This is a genomic window from Gordonia sp. J1A, assembly GCF_055393515.1.
The window spans coordinates 3,397,557-3,413,251 of sequence record NZ_AP041607.1; the positions used below are offsets into that span (position 1 = coordinate 3,397,557).

16 protein-coding genes are annotated in these 15,695 nt (G+C 68.4%); 10 read left to right on the forward strand and 6 right to left on the reverse strand.

Annotation, left to right across the window (positions count from 1 at the left end; all coding sequences use genetic code 11):
- The first annotated feature begins 17 nt into the window (after positions 1 to 17).
- Both ACZ5QD_RS15815 and ACZ5QD_RS15820 read left to right on the forward strand, forming a co-directional pair.
- Entirely contained in the window at positions 18 to 1,436 is a 1,419-nt protein-coding gene (locus ACZ5QD_RS15815) for a septum formation family protein (RefSeq protein WP_464366928.1), read from the forward strand.
- Between the two features lies 1 nt (position 1,437).
- Positions 1,438 to 1,788 carry a metallopeptidase family protein gene (locus ACZ5QD_RS15820; RefSeq protein ID WP_006897148.1) on the forward strand — a complete coding sequence of 117 codons (351 nt, stop codon included), beginning with the start codon at positions 1,438 to 1,440 and terminating at the stop codon, positions 1,786 to 1,788.
- Between the two features lie 24 nt (positions 1,789 to 1,812).
- Here the strand turns inward: ACZ5QD_RS15820 and ACZ5QD_RS15825 are convergent, their stop codons facing one another.
- Both ACZ5QD_RS15825 and pheA read right to left on the reverse strand, forming a co-directional pair.
- The gene (locus ACZ5QD_RS15825; protein ID WP_062367828.1) at positions 1,813 to 2,478 is read right to left on the reverse strand and encodes a histidine phosphatase family protein; all 666 of its coding nucleotides are present in this window, start codon (positions 2,476 to 2,478) and stop codon (positions 1,813 to 1,815) included.
- A gap of 4 nt (positions 2,479 to 2,482) precedes the next feature.
- On the reverse strand, positions 2,483 to 3,412 hold the full coding sequence (gene pheA, locus ACZ5QD_RS15830; RefSeq protein WP_006897146.1) for a prephenate dehydratase: 930 nt from the start codon (positions 3,410 to 3,412) through the stop codon (positions 2,483 to 2,485).
- Positions 3,413 to 3,526: 114 nt separating this feature from the next.
- Between pheA and ACZ5QD_RS15835 the strand changes: the two genes are divergently transcribed.
- Positions 3,527 to 4,297 carry a DUF2470 domain-containing protein gene (locus tag ACZ5QD_RS15835; RefSeq protein WP_006897145.1) on the forward strand — a complete coding sequence of 257 codons (771 nt, stop codon included), beginning with the start codon at positions 3,527 to 3,529 and terminating at the stop codon, positions 4,295 to 4,297.
- A gap of 36 nt (positions 4,298 to 4,333) precedes the next feature.
- Positions 4,334 to 5,161, forward strand: a complete 828-nt coding sequence (locus ACZ5QD_RS15840; RefSeq protein ID WP_006897144.1) for a CPBP family intramembrane glutamic endopeptidase — start codon at positions 4,334 to 4,336, stop codon at positions 5,159 to 5,161.
- Between the two features lie 182 nt (positions 5,162 to 5,343).
- Here the strand turns inward: ACZ5QD_RS15840 and ACZ5QD_RS15845 are convergent, their stop codons facing one another.
- The 3 genes from ACZ5QD_RS15845 to ACZ5QD_RS15855 form a co-directional block, all read right to left on the reverse strand.
- A complete protein-coding gene (locus ACZ5QD_RS15845; RefSeq protein WP_062367829.1) occupies positions 5,344 to 5,982 on the reverse strand; it encodes a TetR/AcrR family transcriptional regulator in 639 nt (212 codons plus the stop codon).
- On the reverse strand, positions 5,969 to 7,546 hold the full coding sequence (locus ACZ5QD_RS15850; RefSeq protein ID WP_006897142.1) for an MBL fold metallo-hydrolase: 1,578 nt from the start codon (positions 7,544 to 7,546) through the stop codon (positions 5,969 to 5,971). The genes ACZ5QD_RS15845 and ACZ5QD_RS15850 overlap by 14 nt, the downstream gene beginning before the upstream one ends.
- Before the next feature lie 98 nt (positions 7,547 to 7,644).
- Positions 7,645 to 8,526, reverse strand: a complete 882-nt coding sequence (locus ACZ5QD_RS15855; RefSeq protein WP_006897141.1) for a helix-turn-helix domain-containing protein — start codon at positions 8,524 to 8,526, stop codon at positions 7,645 to 7,647.
- Positions 8,527 to 8,717: 191 nt separating this feature from the next.
- Here ACZ5QD_RS15855 and ACZ5QD_RS15860 point away from each other — a divergent pair, with 191 nt between their 5' ends.
- On the forward strand, positions 8,718 to 9,578 hold the full coding sequence (locus tag ACZ5QD_RS15860; protein ID WP_006897140.1) for an SDR family oxidoreductase: 861 nt from the start codon (positions 8,718 to 8,720) through the stop codon (positions 9,576 to 9,578).
- Between the two features lie 21 nt (positions 9,579 to 9,599).
- On the opposite strand, the gene ACZ5QD_RS15865 is transcribed toward ACZ5QD_RS15860, so the two are convergent.
- Positions 9,600 to 10,184 carry a TetR/AcrR family transcriptional regulator gene (locus ACZ5QD_RS15865; protein WP_006897139.1) on the reverse strand — a complete coding sequence of 195 codons (585 nt, stop codon included), beginning with the start codon at positions 10,182 to 10,184 and terminating at the stop codon, positions 9,600 to 9,602.
- 114 nt (positions 10,185 to 10,298) lie between these two features.
- Here ACZ5QD_RS15865 and ACZ5QD_RS15870 point away from each other — a divergent pair, with 114 nt between their 5' ends.
- From ACZ5QD_RS15870 to ACZ5QD_RS15890, 5 genes are all read left to right on the forward strand, one after another.
- Positions 10,299 to 11,435 (forward strand): acyl-CoA dehydrogenase family protein, encoded by a 1,137-nt coding sequence (locus ACZ5QD_RS15870; RefSeq protein WP_006897138.1) that lies wholly within the window; start codon positions 10,299 to 10,301, stop codon positions 11,433 to 11,435.
- Between the two features lie 69 nt (positions 11,436 to 11,504).
- Positions 11,505 to 12,278, forward strand: a complete 774-nt coding sequence (locus ACZ5QD_RS15875) for a lysophospholipid acyltransferase family protein (RefSeq protein WP_006897137.1) — start codon at positions 11,505 to 11,507, stop codon at positions 12,276 to 12,278.
- A gap of 2 nt (positions 12,279 to 12,280) precedes the next feature.
- Positions 12,281 to 13,051 (forward strand): lysophospholipid acyltransferase family protein, encoded by a 771-nt coding sequence (locus ACZ5QD_RS15880; protein WP_006897136.1) that lies wholly within the window; start codon positions 12,281 to 12,283, stop codon positions 13,049 to 13,051.
- The gene (locus tag ACZ5QD_RS15885; protein WP_222111344.1) at positions 13,048 to 13,884 is read left to right on the forward strand and encodes an HAD family hydrolase; all 837 of its coding nucleotides are present in this window, start codon (positions 13,048 to 13,050) and stop codon (positions 13,882 to 13,884) included. Before ACZ5QD_RS15880 ends, ACZ5QD_RS15885 begins: the two co-directional genes overlap by 4 nt.
- A gap of 124 nt (positions 13,885 to 14,008) precedes the next feature.
- Positions 14,009 to 15,628 (forward strand): SpoIID/LytB domain-containing protein, encoded by a 1,620-nt coding sequence (locus tag ACZ5QD_RS15890; protein WP_006897134.1) that lies wholly within the window; start codon positions 14,009 to 14,011, stop codon positions 15,626 to 15,628.
- Positions 15,629 to 15,695: the final 67 nt, after the last annotated feature.

Here is a 15,695-nt window from a genome sequence, read left to right on the forward strand (position 1 = left end):
AGGCATGATGGAACGCGATGACTTCGAAGAGGGATCAACCGATGCATGACGGCCGCGGCGACGACGAGGCCCGCCCCGTCGTCGACGGCGATGCCGACGTGTGGGGGCCGGTCGGTGCCGTCGAAGGCGATGAGCAGGCGACCGCAGAGCTCCCGGAGATCGGCGGGGAGGCGGAGCCGACGGCCGGACTCGACGACTACGACGCGGAGGTCGAGGACGACGTCGAGGAGTGGGGCGTCGAACCGGAGGACGCCTACGACTACGGCGACGACGGATACGGCGACGACGACTACGGTGACGACGGAGAGCGCGATGGGGACGACGGGGGGCCCGAGCCCGCCGACGGCCGCGAGCCGGCCGACTCCCGCAACCGGATGCCGAAGAACTCGTTGCGGCTGGTGCTCGGGGCCGTGCTCGTCGGTGCGCTCGCCGCGGGCGGAGTGATGCTCGGAACCGGTGTCTTCGACGACGTCGGCGATGTCGGCTCGTCGGTCATCGGTGAGGGATCGCCCGCGCAGGAGAACGACTTCACCCGATCCGAGGCGGGCGACTGCCTCACCTGGAGCGCCGACACACCCGGCGAGCCGAGCGCGGTGGCGTGCGAGTCGCCGCATCGGTTCGAAGTGGCCGGTGTGCTCGACACCTCCGCGTTCCCGAGCTCCGAGTTCTCCTCGGAGGCACCGTGGCCCGGACCGGAGCGCTTCGCCGCGATCCGCGATGAGAGCTGCGGCGTGATCGTCGACCGCTACCTGGGCGGTGGACTGGATCCGCAGGGCCGGCTCTCGCCCGGACTGATGTTCCCGTCGAAGGTGGAGTGGGAACGCGGCGTGCGCAGTCTGCGCTGCGGAATCGAACAACCCGGTGCCGGCGGCGGCCAGGAGGAGTTCACCGGCCGCGTCCGCGATGTGGACCAGTCGTTCGCATGGCCCGACGGCACCTGCATCGGCATCGACAAGACCACCCGCAAGGCCACCAGCAGCGTCGTGAACTGCGCCGAACCCCACGCCTTCCAGGTGACCGGCACCGTGGACCTGTCCCAGCGCTTCGGGGGCCGCAACTCCGGCAAGCCGTGGCCCAGCGTCGCGGATCAGAACGACTACCTGAAGACGATCTGCCCGACGCAGACGAACAGGTTCTTCGGCGGCGCGCAGAAGTTCAAGGCGACCACGCTCAACGTGCAGTGGTCGGTGATCTCCGAGGTGAGCTGGCTGACGGGAAGCCGGCGTGTGGTCTGCTACGCGGCGCTGCCCGACCGCGGCGGCTTCGCGACCCTGGTCGGCGACGCCCGCGGCGGACCGGACACGCTGCTCATCAACGGCGGCAGTCCGAAGCCGGTCGACGTCGGCCCGCCGGGACGGTCGGTGGGCGAGCCCGTGCCACTGCCTCCCGGTTACACGCCGAACGACGCGCAGCTTCCCGCGCCGGCAGGCGGCTGACATGCCGCTGCGGATGTCGGAGCGAGAGTTCGAGAACCTCGTCGGCGATGCGCTCGACCTCCTCCCCGAGGAGCTGATGCACGCCATGTCGAACGTCGTGATCCTGGTGCGTCCGCACAACGAGGACGATCCCGGCATCCTGGGCCTGTACACGGGTGTGGCGCTCACCGAGCGGACCACCGAGTACAGCGGCTTCCTGCCCGACACGATCGAGATCTATCGCGAGCCGCTCCTCGCGATGTGCCATTCGGCCGAGCAACTGCGCCGAGAGGTCGCGATCACCGTGCTGCACGAGGTGGGGCACCATTTCGGTATCAGCGACGAGTGGCTGCACGCCAACGGTTGGGGCTGACCGGATCAGGCCGTCGGGGCCGGGTCAGCCCATCGGATCCTCGTAGCCGGGTGCGGTATCCGAACCGTCGGCGTCCGGCAGTGCGGCTTCGCCCCATCGGTGGCAGACCCACAGATCGCCGGTGAACTCCAACTCCACCGAACCGGTGTTGTTCAGGTAGTTCTTCATGGCGAACTCCGGGTCGAGCCGCGTCAGGTGTGCGGCGATCAGCCGGATCGCCGCACCGTGGGAGACCAAGTACACGTCCCGCTGATTCGCGCCGGTGAGGTACCGCGACGCCAGATCGTCGATGATCGGCAGATAGCGGTCGTGAAGCATCTCCAGCGACTCGCCACCGGGCAGCCGGGCGTCGAGGTCGCCCCGGTGCCAGCGCGCGACGATCTCGTGGAACTGCTCATGCGCCTCGCGGTCGCTGCGCCCCTCGAGGTCGCCGACCTGGATCTCGTGAACGCCTTCCACGGTCTCGGTGGACGAGTCCCACACCGATCCGATCAGTTCCGCGGTCTGCTGCGCCCGATTGGCGACAGAGTTCACCAGCACCGCCGAGTCGGTCAGCGGGTGTTCGAGCCCGAACCGCACGCCCTGTCGCGCGCCGAAATCGGTCAGCGACGCGCCGGGAAGTGCGGTGTCGAGACGTTTGAGCACGTTGGACGTGGTCTCGCCGTGCCGGACCAGGTGAAGCCTTGCCATGTCTTTAGAGTTCTCCAGAAAGAAGACGGTGGAACCACTCGCGTGACTCGGTGTGGTCGGGCGGTGTCGCGGCCGTGGTCACGGCCAACTGCGGGTCGACCGGCCACGATCCGAGAAAGACCACACGTTCGGCACTGCGGTGCAGGGCGCGGAGCGCCTCGCCGACCGCAGCGTCCCGAACGTGGCCTCGCGCGTCGAGATAGAAACGGTACTGTCCGGGGCCGACCGGCCGCGATTCGATACGGGTCAGGTCGATGCCGCGCATCGCGAACTCGTTCATCGCCGCGACCAGGCTTCCGGGCGTGTTCGGAAGGTCCAGAATCACCGACGTGCGGTCTGCTCCCGTCGGTTCCGGCGGCGGCCCCGCAGGCCCCAGCAGCAGGAACCGGGTGACGGCGTCGTCGGAGTCGGCGACGCCGTCGGCCAGCGTCGCCAGCTCATGCATCCGCGCCGCGGCGGCCGTGGTCACGGCGGCGTCGGCGCGACCCTCGGCCACGTCGCGCGCTGCGCCCGAATTGGAGGTGGCGACGACCACCTCGGCCCGCGGGAACAGCTCTTCGATGCTGCGGCGGACCTGACCCGCGGCCACCGGATACGCCGCGACGGTCCGCACGTCGGCGGGGTCCATGGGCGTTGCCGCGGCGACGGTGAAGGAGATGTCGAGAGCCGCCTCCGCGTACGCCTGGACGCGCGGGAGGCCGGCGCTCGGCGACAGGGCGTCCATCGTGGCCGGGACCGCTCCCTCGAGCGAACTCTCGATGGGGACGCAGCCGAAGTCCGCGCCCCCGCTGCGGATCAGATCGATGACGGCCGGCGGATTGCTCACCGCGATCTTGGTCGCCGTCGATGCCTCGCCGCGTCGGCGCAGGACGGCATCGAGCGCCATCTCGGTGAACGTGCCGGCGGGGCCGAAGTAAGCGTAGACGGGCACCATTTCACAGTAGTCGAGAGAAACCGGCCGTGCGGCCGGGGCGTTGACGGCGAAAAGCCCTCAGGTTAGGTTAGGTGAGCATAAGTTAGGCTTAGCTAATTAGACCGTTTCCTGGAGGTGGACGTGAACACGATCCTCGCGCCGTGCGATGCCGAACTGATCCAGACGGCCTGCCGTCGTGCTCATTCGGGAACGCTGTCGGTCAGTGCGCCGGACTGTGCGGCGACCGAGCCGAAGGGGTGCGATTCGGTCGGGATGGTCCATCTGTTCGAAAGCGACGCCTTTCTCCTGGTTCCCGACGAGACGCCGGCGCTGCGCCTGGTCCGCGAGGGCGGAGACGTCACGGCGATGGTCGAGGTCATCGACGTCGCACCGGTCAGGATGCGCGAGCGGGTGCGGTCGCTGATCTGGTTGTCGGGCACGCTTCACGAGGTGCCCGCACGGCTCGAGCGCGACCTGGCGGTGGAGATCGCCGGTGACCACCCGGACGAGAAGCTGCTCGACGTGGGCCACGGATACAGCCTCATGCGAATGGCGCTCGAGTCGGCTGTCATCGCGACGTCGACCGGGGCGGGCGGCGTCGACGTGGACGCGCTCGCCGCCGCGAGTCCGGATCTGTTCTGGGAGTTCGAGAACGACTGGCTGGTGCACCTGGACGCCGATCACCAGGACCTCATCTGCCAACTCGCTCAGCGCTTGCCCGACCACGTCCGAGGCGGGCGCGCCCGGCCGCTGCGCCTGGACCGGTTCGGCATCACCTTCCGCGTGGAGGTCGGCAATCGCGATGAAGACGTGCGGATGCCGTTCGCCCGCCCGGTCTCCCGCATCCCGGAACTGTCCGCGGCGATTCACTCGCTGGCCCTGCATCCCTGCTTCGGCGAGGACTGAACGCATCGCCTCAGTGCTGCCGCTACCGTTGGAGCGGTGAGTTCTGAGGCGGGCGGCATCCGCGGACTTCTGCGGGCTTTCGTCCACCCGCCCGCGCCTGCCGTGGGACGCGTCGACGACCGCCGCGAACGGCGTGCGATCGTCGTCGAACTGATCCTCGTCGGCGTTCTCACCTTCGGGTTCTCGGCCGTGTACGCGGTGCTGTCGTTGGCGGAGAACGCTCTCACCGCGGGCATCGGCGACACGACGGTCGCCCTCAACCCGGTGAGCTCGTCGGTGGCCGCGATCGACGTGATCCGTCAGTCGATGAGCGTGGTCCGCCTGCTGGCGATCGGTGGGTTGGGCGCGTACCTGCTGTGGCGCAGCGGAATCGGCCTTCGGCGGATCGGCCTCGGGCGGCCCGTGCGTGCGGATGTGCCGCCCGCCGCAGTCCTGGCGGCGATCATCGGACTGCCCGGTCTGGCGCTGGTCGCGTTCTCTCAGGCGATGGGCTGGAATTCGCAGCTCGTGGCGGCGCCGGACGACGGTCTGTGGTGGCGGATCCCGGTTCTGGCGATGAAGGCGTTCGGCAACGGGTTCGCCGAGGAGGTCGTCGTGGTCGGCTACTTCATGACCCGGCTACGGCAGTTGGGCGTCGGAGAGCGGGGTGCGCTGGCGTCGTCCGCGCTTCTGCGCGGCGGCTACCACCTGTACCAGGGCGTCGGTGCCGGCGCGGGCAACCTCGTGATGGGTCTGGTGTACGGACGCTGGTATCAGGCGACGGGGCGGCTCTGGCCGCTCGTCCTGGCGCACGCGCTGATCGACACCGTGGCCTTCATCGGTTATGCGGTCCTGGTCGCGACCGGTGTGCTGAATCCGTCCTGACCTGTGGCAAGAGAAAGCGCGGCGCAGTTTGCGGATTCTCCCCCAAACCGGCGCCGCGCCCTCCGGCGATCCGAGCAGCTCCCTCCCAAGAGCCCCGATTCCACCCGGACCGAGCACGCGGTGTGAGACTCTAGCGTCTCAGAACCTGTGCCAAAGCTATCACGGTTAACCGGCTGTGTGCACTAGTCAGTGCGGTCGATTGCGATGTGAACGAGTATGTCCGATAGCAGATCTACGATCTCCGACCGGTCCGGACGCTCCTGTGCCGTCCCCCAGCGGTGAACGACCGAGGTCAGCGCGCCGATGAAGGCAGTCGCGGCGTAGTCGACGTCTTTGCGCGTGGTTCCCGGGATCGTTGAAATCGTGTCGGCGATGAACCGCGCCCATGTCACACGACCGGCGAGACGACGCCGTTCCACTTCGGCGGAGACCCCGACGACCTCGATGAAGGAGCATCGGATAGCTCGCGAATCGGTCGCGATCGTGTCGATGTAGGCGCTCATCGCCGCGCGCGCCGCCTCGCGGGGATTCGTCTCCCCGAGCGCCCGCACCGCGTCGACGACAGTCTTGCGTGCGTGCTCCTGGATCTTGTCGTAGACCTCGGCGAGCAACGCCTCCCGGCTCGAGTACTCCTCGTAGAACTGTCTGCGCGACAATCCGGCCTCGGCGCACAGCGCCGAGACCGTGACGGAGGAGAAGCCGAGGGTGCCGAACAGCTCGAGGCCGGCCTCCTGGAACCGTTCCCGCCGCTCAGCCCTCCGCTCGGCCAGTGAACGGCCGGCATAGCACCGGCTGGGGGCGTCCGGACTAGGGCTCGGCACGCTGTGCTCGCAGCTCGTGTCCCTTCGACGTCAGGCAGCGCCCGCTCGCCAGATCCCACTGCCAGCCGTGCAGGTTGCACGTGAGCTTCTCGCCCTCGATCACGCCGAACTTGCTCAGATCGGCCTTCAGGTGCGGGCAGCGGCGCTGGATCTCCCACCCGTCGAGCTCGATGGACGCCGAGTCGTCGTGCGCCTCGGAGAACCAGCCGTCGGCGTAGGCGATGCGCTCATCGGTGAGGCACTTGAAGAAGGTGTACAGGTACTCGTTGTATCCGCCGATCCGCCAGGTGGAGAACCGGGTCGAGAGGAAGATGGTGTTCACCCAGTCGGGTTCGTCGTCGCGCAGCACCGTGCGCACCAACTCGGGGGCGATCCGGAATCCGTACCGGTACTTGCCGTCGCCGTCCTCGCGCATCCGCACCGTCCGCTTGGGGAAGTCGAGCACGTACGTCTCTTCTCCCACCACCAGACCGACGGGGTAGCCGATGCCGTCGCAGATCAGGTCCGACTGCTTCATGATCGGCTCGAACTTCTCGCGCAGCGGTTCCAGGAGCGACGGTCCGTCGGGCGAGGCCCAGGTGGCCTTCTGCGCGGCGATGACCGGAGCGAACTTCTCCTTCATCGCCTCCAGGTAGGCCTTCTTGTTCTCGCCGAAAACCGTCTCCGGGGGATACGGGTGCACGATCTCGCGAAGTTCGTCTCCCGCGAAGTCGGCCGCCGACCCGGAGACCATCATCAGTCCGCGGTGTTTGACCCCGTCGTCGGTGCCGTGCGTGCGCATCTGTTCCAGGAACTCCGCCTGATCGGGGAAGATGCTGGCCTTGTCGGCATCGCTGCCGGTGTTGAAATCGTTGAGACCGAACAGGTCGTCGTCCAGGAACATCGGCGGCCCGGCCGACGGGACCACCCACGTGGCACCGACCTGCTCGATGTACGAGCGTGCGCGGTCCATGCCGCGCTGGCGCTTCTGCATCGCGAAGTTGGCCTTCGACTTGCGGGGGATGTCGTAGACCATCGGGTACCAGATGGCGCCGGAGTACTGCAGCAGGTGCACATCGACGCGGCCGAACTCGTCGGCGATCACGTCGAGATCGATCGGGCGGGCGTCGTTCATGTTGAAACAGACGGTCTCGCCGTCGTCGACCACCAGACCGGAGTCGCCGATGGGGCCGTCGGCGGGCGCGCGGAGCGCGATGATCATGATGTCCAGATCGCCCTTGGGTCCCGAGACGGTGTGCTTCGTGGAGTCCTGCGTCTCGACGAACTTCGTGAAGCCGAGGCGTTCGAGCTCGCGGCGCAGATCCGGCACCGGGTAGTCCGGCAGCAGCACGGTCGCGTCCTTGTTCACGTTCTCGAGCAGGTTCTGCTCGTCGTAGTGGTCGCGGTGCAGGTGCGAGACGTACAGGTAGTCGCAGTCGCCGAGCGCCTTCCAGTCCAGATCGGAGTTGTCGGGGAAGGGCACCCAGGAGGCGAAGTACGCGGGGTTGACCCAGGGATCGCAGAGAATCGATCCGGCTGCGGTCTGGATGTGGAATCCGGCGTGGCCGATGCTGGTGATCTGCACGGGGTGCTGCCTTTCGGGTGGCGCAGGGGCTGTTGTTCCAGGGTATCGCCGAGCACGGTCGGCGGTGGGGGCAGATCGTCGCGCCGTGACCGGCGTCGCTATCGCGGATCGGCGCGCATCAGGTCAAGTGCGAAGCCGACGTACAACTGTGCCACCCGCTCCGGCGACAACGGGCCGCCCGGTCGCCACCAGCCGGAGATCGCCGTGCACATGGTCACGACCGCGCGCGAGGCCTCGTGCGGATGGTCCGGGTGGAACCGCCCCGCGCGCACGGCGGCGTCGACCTCCTCGTCCACCATGTGCTGCAGATCGGTGCGGCGTCCGGCGATCCGGCGCCGATTCTCCGGATCGAGACTGCGCAGTTCGCTGGTGCCGATGAACGCGAGCTCGCGCCGGTAGGTGTGCAGCAATGCCAGATGCTCCACCAGGAAGCAGAAGCGTTCGACGGGGTTCCGGCCGTCCGCGCGGGCGATGGCGCCGCGGTCGGTCGCCGCGCTGACGGCGAGCTCCTGCAGCGTCATCAGGATGTGCTGCTTGTTCTCATACCTGGTGTAGAGAGCCGAGACCGTGCTTCCGCACCGGTTCGCGATGCTGCGGATGGTCGCGCCGTGGTATCCCACTTCGACGATCTCGTCGAGCGCTGCGGCGAGAACGGGATCGAGGACGAGTGGGCGGTACCGTCGCCAGTCGCCGTCGTCGGGCAGGATGCCGCCGGCTGTGGGCGGCCCCGGAGCCGGCGGTTCGGGGACTTCGGGGCACAGGAGCGCCGCCGGCGGAAGTCCGAGTGCGTCGGCGATCCGGGCGAGCCGAGCCACGCGAAGCCCGGATCGCCCGTTCTCGATCAGGCTGAGCGTGGCCGTGCTGACGCCGACCGCCGCGGCGAGATCGCGGAGAGTCCGCCGCTGAGCTAGGCGTGCCGCTCGGATCCGCGATCCCAGCTCGGCTTCGATAGTGGCGGCCGACGGCGAATCATCGTTCATGGGTTTAAGGATACTAAATCTGCCGTGTGCGATCGGAGCGGTTCGCGAAAGGACTGACGGTCTGTTTTAACGGGCTTGAAGTGCGTGGATCGGGCTATTGACGGAACGCGTCCGAGCCTTCTACGTTCGGATCGAATACGAACGATCGATCTGGGCCGTCACGGCTCGGATCGGTGGACAGGAAGGCGACCATGACCGAAACGGGTTCACTGCGCGGCAAGACGCTCATCATCTCCGGCGGCAGCCGCGGCATCGGCGAGGCTGTCGCGATTCGCGCGGCGCGCGACGGCGCGAACATCGCGCTGCTCGCCAAGACGGCCGAGCCGCACCCGAAGCTCCCCGGGACCATCTACACCGCGGCCGCGGCGATCGAGGAGGCCGGCGGGCGGGCGTTGCCGATCGTGGGCGACGTCCGCGACGACGAGTCCGTCGCCGGCGCCGTGGCGCAGACGGTGGAGCGGTTCGGCGGCATAGACATCGTGGTCAACAACGCATCGGCGATCGATCTCACCGCCACCGACGACATCCCTATGAAGAAGTACGACCTCATGCAGGACATCAACGCGCGCGGCACGTTCGCACTATCGAAGGCGGCGATCGAGCACCTGCGGAAGTCGGAGAACCCGCACATCCTGACCTTCTCGCCCCCGGTGGACCTCGCGCCCGAATGGTTCGATCAGGTCGGGGCGGCGTACACCGTGTCGAAGTTCGGCATGACCATCCTGACGCTCGGCTTCGCGCGGGAGCTCGCCGCGGACGGCATCGCCGCGAACACGTTGTGGCCCCGGACCTCGATCGCGACCGCGGCGGTCCGCAATCTCCTCAGCGAGGAGATGCTCCGGGGTGCGCGCAGTGCCGACATCATGAGCGACGCCGCGTACGCGGTCCTGACCAAGCCCGCGGCGGAGTTCACCGGCCGGTGCCTGATCGACGACGACGTGCTCGCCGCGGAGGGGATCACCGACTTCGAGCCGTACCGGGCCGAACCCGGCACCGGACCGCTCGAGTTGGACTTCTGGATGCGATGGCCGGACCGGTCGCCTGGGCGCTGACCTGGCCGCGGATGATCCGGGTCAGGCGCTGATCCCCGCTGTGAGGAGCGCCGCCAATTCGCGGTAGGCGCCGGCGTCGTCGAGGCCCGTGGCCGCGCGCACGTCGCCCTGCTGGATCCGGACCATCGCGGTCGCGGCCAGGTCGGCGGCGAAAGCCGCGTGCACGTCCCGGAACTGGCCGGTGGCGACGCCCTCGTCGATCAGCTCCCGCACGCGCGCCGCCGCGATCCGGGTGTTCTGCTCGTACGCCTCTCTCGCCGGAGCGAAGGCGGCGAGATCGGTCATGAACGCAGGCGAGGCCCCGCCGAGTGCGTCGCCCACCGCCTCCAGATAGGCGGTGATCTTCTCGCGCGGCGACGCGGCCTCCGCTACGGCGGCCTCGACGTCGTCGGTGGCCCGGCGGAAGAAGTGGATGGTGGTCGCGCGGACCAGTTCGCCCTTGCTGGCGGCGAGCGTGTAGAGCGTCGACTTGGAGCACCGCAGGCGCCCGGCGATGGCGTCGAGGGTGAAGTGGGCGAAGCCCTCCTCGAGGAACATCGCGAGCAACTCGTCGAACAACTGCGAGCGGCGTCGCGTGGCGAAGTCGGGATCGGTCGGCGCGGACATGGGTTCGATAGTACTGACCAGGGGTACTGCTCCTTGTCTTGTAGTACTGCCGGCCCGGCAGTACTCTGAAACCGTTCCCAGTACTGTTCGCTTTCGAATCCCGAGGAGTCCGACGTGCCCGTCGACCGCCTGCTGCCGACCGAAGAAGCCCGCGATCTGATCGACCTGACGCGCGACATCGCGGACAAGGTGCTCGCTCCGATCGTCGACGAGCACGAGAAGGCGGAGAAGTATCCGGAGGGCGTGTTCGCGAAGCTCGGCGAGGCCGGGCTGCTCAGCCTCCCGTATCCCGAGGAGTGGGGCGGCGGAGGGCAACCGTACGAGGTGTACCTGCAGGTACTCGAGGAGATCGCGGCGCGCTGGGCGGCGGTCGGCGTCGCAGTGAGCGTGCACAGCCTGGCATGTCATCCGCTGTTCGCCTTCGGCACCCGAGAACAGCAGGAACGCTGGCTTCCGGAGATGCTCGGCGGGGCGAGCATCGGTGCGTACAGTCTGTCCGAACCGCAGGCCGGATCCGATGCCGCGGCCCTGGCATGCCGCGCGGAGGCGGTCGGCGACGACTACCGGATCACCGGCGAGAAGGCGTGGATCACCCACGGCGGCGTCGCGGACTTCTACAACCTGTTCGCCCGGACCGGCGAGGGGTCCAAGGGAATCTCCTGCTTCCTCGTGGCGGACGGCACGGAGGGCCTCAGCTTCGGGCGCCCCGAGGAGAAGATGGGCCTGGCCGCCGTGCCGACCACCTCCGCGCGGTACGACGGTGCGCTGGTGCCGGCCGAGCGCCGGATCGGGGCGGAGGGCCAGGGACTCCAGATCGCCTTCAGTGCGTTGGACTCGGGACGCCTCGGCATCGCGGCGGTCGCGACCGGCATCGCACAGGCGGCCCTCGACGAAGCGGTGGCCTACGCCAAGGAGCGCGAGACCTTCGGCCGCAAGATCATCGACCACCAGGGCCTCGGCTTCCTGCTCGCGGACATGGCCGCGGCCGTCGACTCGGCGAGGGCGACGTACTTGGACGCCGCGCGACGCCGCGACGCCGGACTGCCGTATTCGCGCAATGCGTCGGTCGCCAAGTTGGTGGCGACGGATGCGGCGATGAAGGTGACCACCGACGCGGTCCAGGTGTTCGGAGGCAACGGCTACACGCGCGACTTCCGGGTGGAGCGATTCATGCGCGAAGCGAAGATCACCCAGATCTTCGAGGGCACCAACCAGATCCAGCGGCTGGTGATCAGTCGATCGCTCGCATGAGCGCGGGAGCCGGCGACGACGCCTCGCGGAGTCCTGCGGTGTCGGAGCCGGTGACTAAGCTCTGTTGACATGGAACCCGTGTACGCCGGAGTCGTGTCCACCGCCCGTCTGCTCTGGCTCGCCCAGGGCTTGAAGTTCGATATCTCCGGTGTGGAGAACATGCCGGCCCACGGTCCCGGGGTGGTGGCCATCAACCACACCGGCTACCTCGACTTCACCTTCGCGGGCATTCCCGCATTCCTGCAGAAGCCGCGGCGGTACGTCCGCTTCATGGCCAAGAAAGAGGTCTTCGACAACGCCGTCGGCGGACCGATCATGCGGTCCCTGAAGCACATCCCGGTCGATCGCGCCAACGGTGCGCAGAGTTATCGCGACGCCGTCGACTACCTCAAGCGCGGTGAGTTGGTCGGCGTCTACCCGGAGGCGACGATCAGCCGGAGCTTCGAACTCAAGGAGTTCAAGTCCGGAGCGGCGCGGATGTCGCTGGAGTCGGGCGCGCCCATCATCCCGACCATCATCTGGGGAGCGCAGCGGATCTGGACCAAGGGACATCCGCGGCAGCTGGGCCGGACCGGATTCAAGATCATGGTCGGGGTCGGCGAGCCGCTGAGGCCGGAGGGCACGCCGGAGGAACTGACTCAGCGGTTGTTCGACTCCATGCGGGCCAAGCTCACCGAACTGCAGGACGGCTACGGCGAGTACCCGGCGGGTGAGTTCTGGGTGCCCGCGGCGCGCGGCGGCGGTGCCCCCACGCTCGAGGAGGCCAACGCGATGGACCGCGCGGATGCCGAGGCCAAGGCGGCGAAGAGGGCTCGGCGCGAGGCGTCCGGAGATGCGGACTGACGATGGAGCCGGTCTATCGAACCCTCGAGGGGATCGCCGGATCGATCATGCTGGCGCAGGGGGTTCGGCGTCGCTACTTCGGCCTCGAGAACGTTCCCGCCGCGGGCGGGGGTGTCGTGGTGATCAACCACACCAGCTACGTGGACTTCATTCCGGCCGGTCTGGGGCTCCACCGGCGCGGTCGACGCGGGCGGTACCTCATCAAGTCCGAAGTGATGGACCTGGGCATCATGAGATTTCTCGTCAAACACGCAAGGGCGGTGCCGGTGGACCGTTCAGCGGGCGGGGACGCATATCGATCCGCCGTCGACGCGCTTCGCGGCGGTGAACTCATCGTCGTGTACCCCGAGTCGACGGTCAGCCGCAGCTTCGAACTCAAGGAGTTCAAGTCGGGAGCTGTGCGGATGGCGGCCGAGGCCGGCGTACCCGTGATCCCGACGATCGTCTGGGGCGCACAGCGGCAATGGACCAAGGGCGCCAAGCGCCGGATCGGATTCCATCGCATCCCGATCGACGTCGAGTTCGGTGCGCCGATGACCTTCTCCGCCGACGAGGATCCCGCCGTGGGCACGGCCCGACTGCGCGAGACGATGACCGTCCTTCTGCACCGGGTGCAGGACCGGTACCCGGAGGCGCCCGCCGGTGCCGATTGGTTGCCGGAGAGACTCGGCGGCTGTGCGCCGACACCCGCGGAGGCACTGGTGATCGAGGACGCGGAAGCAGCGGAGAAGGCGCGACGTCGCGCAGCTAAACGGGGGAGCCGATCCGAATGACCACCGACTCGCCGACGCCGACGATGATCGCCTCGGACGTCGACGGCACCCTGATCGACGACGACAACCGGATCTCCGGCCGCACGGTCTCGGTGCTGCGCCGCGCCCGTGAGCGCGGCGTCGAACTGGTTCTGGCGACCGGTCGCCCGCCACGCTGGATTCCCGAGATCACCGATCAACTCGCGGGCACCCCCGCCGCCGTGCGCTACGCGGTCTGTGCCAACGGCGCCATCGTGTACGACGTCGCCGCCGACACGGTGCTCCACGCCGCGACCCTCGAACCCGGCGCACTCGCTCGGATCGCCGAGATCTGCGCGGACGTACTGCCGGGATGCGGGCTCGCCGCGGAGCGGGCCGGAGGCTCCGCCCACGACACCGCGACGCCGCCGTTCGTCGCGACGCCGGGCTACGAACACGCCTGGCTCAATCCCGATCACGTCTATGTGAGCCAGGACGAGGTCGCCGCGTCGCCCGCGGTCAAGCTGCTGGCACGAATGCCGAGCATGTCCTCGCGCGCGATGGCGGAGGCGGTGGCGCCGCGCGTCGGCGACCTTGCGGAGATCACCTTCTCGATCGACACCGGCCTGATCGAGTTCTCGCTGGCCGGAACGCACAAGGCCGCAGGGCTCGCGTGGCTCGTGGAGCATTCGGACGTCGACGGACGGGCACCGATAGCGTTCGGCGACATGCCCAACGACGCCGAGATGCTGCGGTGGGCGGCGCACGGCGTGGCGATGGGGCACGGCGATCCGGCAGCGGCGGAGGCGGCCGACGAAGTGACCTCGTCGAACCTCGACGACGGTGTCGCCCAGGTCCTCGAACGCTGGTTCTAAAAGCGTGACTCGGTTGTGACCGTCTGAACTTGTCGTGTCCGCAGTCCGGTCACTACTGTCACAGGAGTCCCACTAGTCACACGGGCCACACGCATGCAGTGGTCCCGCCATAAGGGGTTGTGCAGTGCCGAATGTTCGACCGAGCCGAGCCAAGAAGCGAACTCTGACCTTCGCTGCCCTGGGCCTGGCGCCCGCGTTGCTCGCGGGTGGTCTGGTCGTCGGCGGCACCGACGTGTTCTCCTCCGACGGGGTCGCCCTGGCGGCGAACACGCCGATCGTCCTCGACGGGCACGGGCACGGGCACGGACGCGGTCTGGGCCAGTGGGGTGCGTACGGCTACGCGAAGCAGGGGTGGTCGGCGGATCAGATCCTCCGGCACTACTACGGAAACACAGTCGCGGGGAAGGTGAGCACCCCCGACGTCACGGTCTCGCTGAGCGAGAAGGCGTCGGTCGGTGTTCATGCGGCTGCCGGAATGCGCGTAGGCACGCAGACGGTCGCTCCCGGGCAGGCGGTCAGCCTGTCCGGGGGTACGGCCACGATCACCGACGGCTGCGGCGGCGCCGTCGTCAGCACTGTTCCGGCCACGCAGGTGGACCCGATCAACCCGGGGACCAACCGGCCGGACCAGGAACTGCTGACCTTCTGCAACGGGGGCGACAAGTACCGCGGCTCCATCGGCATCGGTCCGGGCGGCGTCTACAACAAGTTGCACGTGGACGACTACGTCAAGGGTGTGATCCCCAAGGAGTCGATGCCGTCCTGGGGTGACACCGGCGGATTCGAGGCGCTCAAGGCGCAGGCCGTCGCGGCGCGCTCCTATGTGTTGGCCGGACTGGCCGCGGGTCGCAAGATCGACAACACCCAGGCGTCCCAGATGTATCACGGCGCCTCCGGCGAGGATCCCCGGACCAGCCGGGCCGCCGACGCCACCGCCGGGCAGATCCGGTTGTTGAACGGCAAACCCGCTCTCACCGAGTTCTCGGCCTCCACCGGCGGGTACACCGCGGGCGGACTCTTCCCGGCCGTCCGCGATGCGGGCGACTCCATCGCACCCGACCACTCGTGGTCCGCGACCGTCAGCGCGTCGAGCATCGGCTCCGCGTTCGGCGTCGGGTCGCTCAAGAGCTTCGAGGTGATCGAGGCCAACGGTCTCGGTGAAGGCGGCGGCCGCGTCGTCAAGGTCCGGGTGACCGGCACCGGCGGAACGGTGGAGGCCTCGGGCAACGACGCGCGGGTCAAGCTGCAACTGAAATCGGACTGGTTCTCCGTGCGGGGCCAGAAATCGATGCCGAAGATCGTCAAGCCGCAGGTGGGACCGGACTCGCCGGGAGGGGGACTGCTCGACCTCAGCCCGCTGGGCGCCGTCCTCAACCAGATCGTGCCCGGGCTGTCGGCGGTGGGACTGCCCGACGTGACCGGCATCGTCGGCGAGGTCACCCCGATGCTGGAGAAACTGGTCACCGAGGGGCTCAAGCAGCTCACCGCGAAGCAGGTGGATCTGAAGCAGGTGAATCTGGAGCGCAGCGACAACTCGCAGGGCTCCACGGGCACCGTCGCCAAACCGGAACTGCTCACCGACGGCAAGGGACTGCCGGGTCTGGTGCAGGTGCTGGAGAACGGCGTCATCTACTTCAGCCCGCTCACCGGCGTGCACGCGCTGATGGGTCAGTCGCTGACCGACTTCCTGAACGCGGGCGGCCTCGCCGCGCTAGGTTTCCCCACGCGGGACGGCCTGGGCTGACGGTTCTCACGGCCTCTTTCACGGACGAATCTCACACCGCCGGGCGGGCCGTCGCGCGTGCTCGCTG

Bases quoted from the DNA above. Each gene is read 5' to 3' on its own strand.
- ACZ5QD_RS15860 (WP_006897140.1), top strand. From the start codon at position 8,718: ATGACCGAAACGGGTTCACTGCGCGGCAAGACGCTCATCATCTCCGGC.
- ACZ5QD_RS15880 (WP_006897136.1), top strand. From the start codon at position 12,281: ATGGAGCCGGTCTATCGAACCCTCGAGGGGATCGCCGGATCGATCATG.
- ACZ5QD_RS15855 (WP_006897141.1), bottom strand. From the start codon at position 8,526: ATGAACGATGATTCGCCGTCGGCCGCCACTATCGAAGCCGAGCTGGGA.
- ACZ5QD_RS15815 (WP_464366928.1), top strand. From the start codon at position 18: ATGACTTCGAAGAGGGATCAACCGATGCATGACGGCCGCGGCGACGAC.
- ACZ5QD_RS15825 (WP_062367828.1), bottom strand. From the start codon at position 2,478: ATGGCAAGGCTTCACCTGGTCCGGCACGGCGAGACCACGTCCAACGTG.
- ACZ5QD_RS15820 (WP_006897148.1), top strand. From the start codon at position 1,438: ATGCCGCTGCGGATGTCGGAGCGAGAGTTCGAGAACCTCGTCGGCGAT.
- ACZ5QD_RS15865 (WP_006897139.1), bottom strand. From the start codon at position 10,184: ATGTCCGCGCCGACCGATCCCGACTTCGCCACGCGACGCCGCTCGCAG.
- ACZ5QD_RS15875 (WP_006897137.1), top strand. From the start codon at position 11,505: ATGGAACCCGTGTACGCCGGAGTCGTGTCCACCGCCCGTCTGCTCTGG.
- pheA (WP_006897146.1), bottom strand. From the start codon at position 3,412: ATGGTGCCCGTCTACGCTTACTTCGGCCCCGCCGGCACGTTCACCGAG.
- ACZ5QD_RS15885 (WP_222111344.1), top strand. From the start codon at position 13,048: ATGACCACCGACTCGCCGACGCCGACGATGATCGCCTCGGACGTCGAC.